The following is a 6,599-nucleotide window of genomic DNA, read 5'->3' as shown; positions in this document are numbered from 1 at the left end:
GGCGGGCCAACCAGCCCAGACAATTTAGTAAACCTCTGCCAACACCACCACAACATCAAAACCGACCGCAGAATCCATTACATCCTCGACCCGATTACCGGCACCATCGCCTGGCTCCACCGCGACGGTACCTACCAACTAGACCACCCCACCGGACCACTAGCCACACACCAAACACACTGGAACCACACCTGGGCCCAATACCTCACACACCAACAACAACGAACACAGAGAAAGGAGGGCTAGGAAGTAGGCCGGAGCCCGCAGTGTGAGACCCACGAGAACGGTGGTGCCGGGCTCTCGTATGCCGTTTTCCTCCTCAGGGATGATGTTGGCCGGAGGCCACGGTCGCTAGACTTAAATAGGTAATTTCCCATTTACAAGGAGAATTTGTCTCATGACTGATGCTGCGGCTCGCGCCGTTGACTTGTTTAAGCAATACGGAAGCGATGACACAGCTGTCGTCGCTCTTGATCATGTATCCATTGAATTCGGCAAGAACGAATTCACGGCGATCATGGGCCCATCGGGTTCCGGTAAGTCGACGCTGATGCACACCATGGCTGGTCTCGATTCGGCGACCTCCGGATCAGCATTTATCGGTGATACCGATATGTCGGCGCTCAATGACAAAGACATTACGGCCCTGCGTCGTGACCGGCTGGGCTTTATTTTCCAGTCCTTTAACCTTGTGCCCACGCTGACTGCGGCGGAAAACATTACGCTGCCTACGGATATTGCGGGTAAGGGCGTCGATAAGCAGTGGTTTGAGGAGGTCACTAGCCGCCTTGGCCTTGCGGAGCGCCTGGAACACCGCCCAGCTGAATTGTCTGGCGGACAGCAGCAGCGCGTGGCCTGTGCTCGTGCATTGGTTTCTCGGCCAGAAATCATCTTCGGCGATGAGCCAACGGGCAACCTGGACTCGAATTCTTCGGCCGAGGTGCTCGACATTTTGCGAACCGCGGTGGATAAGGACGACCAAACAGTGGTCATCGTGACGCACGATGCCAAGGCCGCCTCATATGCGGACCGGGTGGTTTTCCTTGCTGACGGCAAGCTAGTGAATGAGTTGCACAATCCGACGATGGAGGCCATTCACCAGGTAATGGCGGAGATTGAGGGCTAAATGGCACGCGGAAACGCAATGCGCAGAGTGTCTCTGCGTAATATTGTGGCGCATAAATTGCGCCTTGGGCTGACGATTCTCGCGGTGGTTTTGGGCACCGCGTTTATCGCCGGCTCGTTCATGTTCACCAATTCGCTAAAGTCTACGTTTGACTCCGCCGTGGACAATCAGTTCCGCGGCGTGGATGCAGTGGTGAGCCAAAAGGACGACAATGGCGCGAAACTGGATGACAAACTGCGCCAGAAGTTGGCTGACGATAAGGATGTCAAGAACATCAATATCGCGGATTCGGAGACCGTTGTCGTGGCCGATGAGAACTCGGAGGCTTATCAAACCCAGGGCGGCACGGCCAGTGTTGTCCCGTTCTACCCGGAAGACAAGGTCGTTGGTGGCGCCGATGAGCTGAAGGAGGGCGAGGAGCCTAGCGGTAAGGACGAGGTCCTTATCAACTCTTCCGCGGCCGACAAGTACGACATTTCCGTGGGGCAGAAGCTGACTGTGGTTCACCCCGATGAGCAGGATACGGTTACCGTTTCTGGCATCTCGGAGCCTGCGGTAGACCAGGGCGAGAGCATCGTGCTGAGCATGGCTGAAAAGGATTACCTGGAGCGCTACGGCGAGCCGAGCCAGCTCAAGGTTTCTGCAGCCGATGGAGTGGATGCGAATGCCTTGGTGGACCACCTGAACGAGAAGTATGAAGTCAAGGCGGAGTCGGGTGAGCGCCTGGCTGAGGAGACCTCGGAGATGATGTCTTCTGCCTTGAAGTTCATCAATTACTTCCTCATCGCCTTCGGCCTGATTGCGCTGCTGGTAGGCACCTTCATCATTGCGAATACTTTCTCGATGATTGTCGCGCAGCGCACCAAGGAGTTCGCTCTCTTGCGTGCGCTGGGTGCTTCCCGTCGCCAGATCACAAACTCGGTGGTGGTGGAGTCTGCCATTGTTGGTGTTCTGGGGTCCATTGTCGGCGTGGTTGCCGGTATGGGGTTGGTCGCAATCATTAAGGCAGTCATGAGCGCGCAGGGAATGCCTCTCGATGGCGGCTTGGGCCTGAGCGTTTCGGCCATCGTAGTTCCAATTATTTTGGGCACTATCGTGACGGTTGTATCCGCATGGGCTCCGGCACGGCGCGCGGGCCGGGTGCAGCCGGTGGAGGCAATGCGCACTACCGAATCTGCTTCCGGAAACTCCCTGAAGGTACGCACGATTTTCGGTGCCATTATCTTGCTGGTGGGCATTGTTGCGGCGTTGGCAGGCGTGCTTTCCGACGGCGAAACCAACGTCCGCGCCATCCTCGTCGGCGTTGGCGCGTTCGGCGTCATCGTGGGATTCTTCCTGGCCGGCCCTGCTTTGTCGCTGCCTTTGGTGCCGACGGTGGGCAAGGCAATCGGTGCACCGTTTGGCGCTATTGGTTCACTGGCGGCGACTAACTCGCGACGCAATCCGCGCCGTACGGCAGCCACTGCCTTCGCGCTGACCTTGGGCGTGGCGCTGGTGACCGCTATCGGCATGCTTGGTGCAACTATGAAGTCCTCTGTGGCCGATACCGTGGAGCAGAACATCACTTCTGATTACCTGCTTTCCGGTCCTAGCTCCGGTGAATTCCCGACGCCGAAGGACACGGGTAAGCGCGCGGCGGAGGCCGAGGGCGTCGATAAGGTGATTACCGTCGGTATGGCTCCGGTAGCCGTCGATGGTCAGGCATCGATGGATTACGGTCCGCAATTCCAGCAAACTATGACTGCGGATGGAGATCCGTCGTCGATGATTGCGCTCGACATGGTTGAGGGCGATGCCAACTTGGAGAAGGGCTTCATTGCTACCGAAGACTTTGCCAAGGAACACGGCTGGAAGGTAGGAGAGACCTACAAGGTTACTTCTGCGGAAAAGGACAAGAAGGCCGAGGCCAAGCTGGTCGGTACCTTTAAGCCCACTGACGTGGTGCAGAATATGGTGCTCTCGCAAGACGTGGCTGAAAAGGTCGCTCCCGAGAAGTCCTTTACCGTCCAAATGGTGGGCGTCTTGGGCCAGGAAGGCTATGACAAAGAAGAGCTGCGCCACAACCTAGAGGACTCGGTCAAGGATTTGGTCGTGGTTCAGGTAAATTCTGGCGAGGAATATGCGGGCCAAGCCGCCGGATTCATCGACCAGATGCTTTCCATCCTGTATGGCCTACTTGCCCTAGCGGTGATTATTGCCGTGCTGGGTATTGTCAATACCTTGACCCTGGGTGTTATTGAGCGACGCCAGGAGATTGGCATGTTGCGTGCCGTGGGTACGCAGCGTCGCCAGATCCGCACGATGATCACTCTTGAGTCGGTGCAGATTGCGCTCTTCGGCGCGGTAATGGGCATCCTCATCGGCCTTGGCTTGGGCTGGTCCTTTATCAAGATCCTCGGTGATGAGGGATTGGATTCCGCGCAGATTCCGTGGGCGATGGTGCTCATCATGCTGGTGGGCTCGGCCATCGTCGGCATTATCGCGGCCGTCTGGCCGTCGAACCGTGCGGCAAAGACGCCGCCATTGGAGGCAATCGCGGACTAGCCTAAAACGCCTAAGGTCTCCCTTCTTCGTATAAAGAAGGGAGACCTTAGTCTATTTACGCGGCCATCCAAGCCCTGAACGCCGATACCGCATCCTTGGTTTTCAAATCCGGCAGGTAGGCATGCATGGTGGCCAATGCGATAGAAGGAAGTTTCAGTTCATCGTGGTAACAGAGGTACCACGGGTGCTCCTCGGGTTGGAATTTGCGCTTGCTGGCCGCTAGGGTGCGGAATCCATAGAGCGGTTCGACTTCCTCACCGATGCGGTTGAGGGCGATGTCGAGCCAGCTAGGCTCGTCTGGTTGTCCGGCAAGTGGGGCGCCGGAAAGGGAGATCCAGCCGAGGCCTTCGTCATGAGCGATGAGCATCGCTTCTGAGATGAGGAGCTCGATGACGCCTTTGAAGCCGTGCTCATTGCGGCGCATGACGTCGAGAACGTAGCCGACAATGGCACCATTTTCGTATACCGGCATCCAGCTGGTGACACCGTGTAGAGTGCCGTCGGCGGACTCAGCCAGCAGGAGCCGAGTGCCGTCCACCATCATTTCCTCAAGACCGCCGAGGGTAAAGCCCATTTCAGGGAGGGCTTTGTCAGAGACCCAGTCCTCGCTCAGCGCGGTGATGCGGGCGATGGAGGCGATATCCAGCTCCTTCCAGGTGGTCCACCGTGTCGTGATGCCTTCCTTTTCTGCTTTGTTTCGTGCGGTGCGCACGTTTTGGAATTTCTTCCCCTTGAACTCTACGGATTCGCAGTTGAGTACGGCTTCTTCTGCGACCTGGAGGCGTTTTAGCTCTGGGTGCGCGTCAGCGAATTGTGCATTGACGGAATACCACGCGACGGCCCAGCCTTGCTCGGCGGCGAATTGTTCAAATTCGGAGCTGATATCGAGGCCGACGGGGGCGCCCAGCGTGAGGGCAATGCCATTGGAAACCCGGTACGCCACGTAGGAATCACCGTGGAAGAAATACCGGTTGGATTTCCACAGGGTCATAAAAGATAGGTGATCGCCGGTACCGGCTTCGAGTAAGCGGCGCGCGGTGTCGCGGTCGGACTCTTGGGCTGGGTCAACAGGACGGGAAAATCCGAGGTAGAGCCGTATAGCTACGAGGAGCCAGAAAGCATTTCCTACCCACTCGTAGATGAACCAAGAAATCATGGTTGCTGGTGCGACGTGGTGGGGGAGGATGAGCGCGACGACGGCCGGTACGAAGCGCAGTGGGGTTTCTGCAAGGATCGCCGCGAGGTTCGCCGGGGGTACGGTGTTGTGCAACGAGGCGGTGAGGATCCACAGGCCCGCGCCGATGGCGGCGGCAAGTATGGCGAGGGTGACCGTCCGAGTGAAGAATGCGCGGTTTTCGTGGGTGTGAAACAGTGAGCGGTTAATTAGCAGCATGAACAGTGTCAGTAGCCAAGGCAAGAGGACGAGCACGAGGTTGGGCAGGAGATAACTCAGGCGGGCGTCATCCCAAAGCTGGTAGGTCAACAGGGTGATGGCAAGTACCTGGGTAATGACCGCCATCCACCACGCGAGCACGCGGCCGCGGGTAAGACCAAAGCACACCACTAGCTGGATGATGAACGGCATGATATTGGCTACCACGGCGCCGATGCCTTGGGCGCGGGCGAGATCGACTGCCGCGGTGCAACTGGCAGAAGTGACCGAATCCGCGCAGGACTGGGTGGCCTCCAAAGCGGATAGATGTGGGGTCCAAAGGAGCTGCGTGATTTGGGAGAACGGGCCTTCTGCCATTGGATCGAGGGCTACGAACGCAGGCCCGATGGCCACGCAGGCGACGCCAACGGCGAGGAGCACTCGGCGCTCCCTGATGGAAGGCGGTGCGGGTTCGGGCTTAAAGAGAAGTTGGCCCGCCGTAATGGAAAGTGCGGCGGCAACGATGCCGAGGACATCGGACATGGTGCCGGAATAGAGCACAAAGGTAGCGGTAAGCACGATAAGCGAGATGCGTAGCCGGCGGCGCCACAGGCGGGGTAGTAGGGCGGAAGCAAAGCCGGCGGCACCGGCGATGAAACCGATTGGGGTGAGGAAGGTATCGCTAAGGAGATCATTGCCCCACCGGTTCAGGCCTACGGTCTCGATTCCGCGGGCAAGGACGATGGATAGAGGCACAGTAATGAGCTGAGAGATAATTCCAATCGCCAACGTGCGCAGGGAGCCCAAGCGCCATTCAGCGGGAACGAGCCAGAGCACGATGAGCACGGACAAGATAATGGCGCCACCGGGGTGCGCGGTGGTCAGCGCCAGCCAGTGGGAGGTGGGGAAGTCCACGAGGTGAAGCGCCCACATAATGACTAAGACGGCTAGGGAAACGGGAAATCTGGTCAGGATGGTTTTAAGAACGGACATCGTGGGCTCCAATTCCATCGAAGGGATCCTTGATAGCGGTCATTCCACCGCGGCTAGCGGCCCAAGCGAAAGATTCGCGCAGGGCTGGGCGCCACACCTGAAAGGAGTGGCCGCCGGGTCGGGTGCCAAAGTAGGTTTTCATGCCGGCAGCGCGGGCGGCATCGGAAAGCGAACGCAAAGCATTGACCGAAGCAGTGTCCTTATCGCCAGCGATGAAGATGGCCTGGGTAGAGAAGTGCTTGTGGGCGAGCAGGTGGGCGGGGTCTTGGTCATTGAAGGCGGATTCGTCCCCGGCGAAGAATTTCTTCACCGTCGCCGCGTGGTTGCCAATGGTGGGCTCAGCCTCGCCGGAAATGTCGATGATGGAACCATAGGCTTCGGGGCGGTTGGTGGCGATCTGTAGGGAGCAGGTGCCGCCGTAGCTTAGGCCGCCGACGGTCCAAGTGAGGTTACCCTCGTTTAGTGGACACCCTATTTGTGCGGATCTTGTGTCCGTAGGAGAGGATGTTCATTGTGAGTCAACAGCGCAAGAAGTACACGCCGGAGTACCGGCGTGAAGCCGCG

General features: G+C 58.2%; 4 protein-coding genes. 2 read left to right on the top strand and 2 right to left on the bottom strand.

The window, feature by feature from the left end; translation table 11 throughout:
• Positions 1-397: 397 nt before the first annotated feature.
• Together MHK09_RS11450 and MHK09_RS11445 are read left to right on the top strand one after the other, a co-directional pair.
• Positions 398-1,126, top strand: coding sequence for an ABC transporter ATP-binding protein (locus MHK09_RS11450; RefSeq protein ID WP_250409884.1), 729 nt, complete (start codon positions 398-400; stop codon positions 1,124-1,126).
• On the top strand, positions 1,127-3,670 hold the full coding sequence (locus MHK09_RS11445) for an ABC transporter permease (RefSeq protein WP_250413598.1): 2,544 nt from the start codon (positions 1,127-1,129) through the stop codon (positions 3,668-3,670).
• 55 nt (positions 3,671-3,725) lie between these two features.
• On the opposite strand, the gene MHK09_RS11440 is transcribed toward MHK09_RS11445, so the two are convergent.
• The gene (locus MHK09_RS11440) at positions 3,726-6,035 is read right to left on the bottom strand and encodes a bifunctional lysylphosphatidylglycerol flippase/synthetase MprF (RefSeq protein WP_250413597.1); all 2,310 of its coding nucleotides are present in this window, start codon (positions 6,033-6,035) and stop codon (positions 3,726-3,728) included.
• Positions 6,022-6,510 (bottom strand): alpha/beta hydrolase-fold protein, encoded by a 489-nt coding sequence (locus MHK09_RS11435; protein WP_366511741.1) that lies wholly within the window; start codon positions 6,508-6,510, stop codon positions 6,022-6,024. The genes MHK09_RS11440 and MHK09_RS11435 overlap by 14 nt, the downstream gene beginning before the upstream one ends.
• Between the last annotated feature and the right edge of the window lie 89 nt (positions 6,511-6,599).

Source organism: Corynebacterium tuberculostearicum (assembly GCF_022347235.1).
Taxonomy (GTDB): domain Bacteria; phylum Actinomycetota; class Actinomycetes; order Mycobacteriales; family Mycobacteriaceae; genus Corynebacterium; species Corynebacterium tuberculostearicum_F.
Note: the sequence above shows the minus strand (reverse complement) of the source record. Positions and strands in the feature narration are given on the sequence as shown.

Bases quoted from the DNA above. Each gene is read 5' to 3' on its own strand.
- MHK09_RS11450 (WP_250409884.1), top strand. From the start codon at position 398: ATGACTGATGCTGCGGCTCGCGCCGTTGACTTGTTTAAGCAATACGGA.
- MHK09_RS11440 (WP_250413597.1), bottom strand. From the start codon at position 6,035: ATGTCCGTTCTTAAAACCATCCTGACCAGATTTCCCGTTTCCCTAGCC.
- MHK09_RS11445 (WP_250413598.1), top strand. From the start codon at position 1,127: ATGGCACGCGGAAACGCAATGCGCAGAGTGTCTCTGCGTAATATTGTG.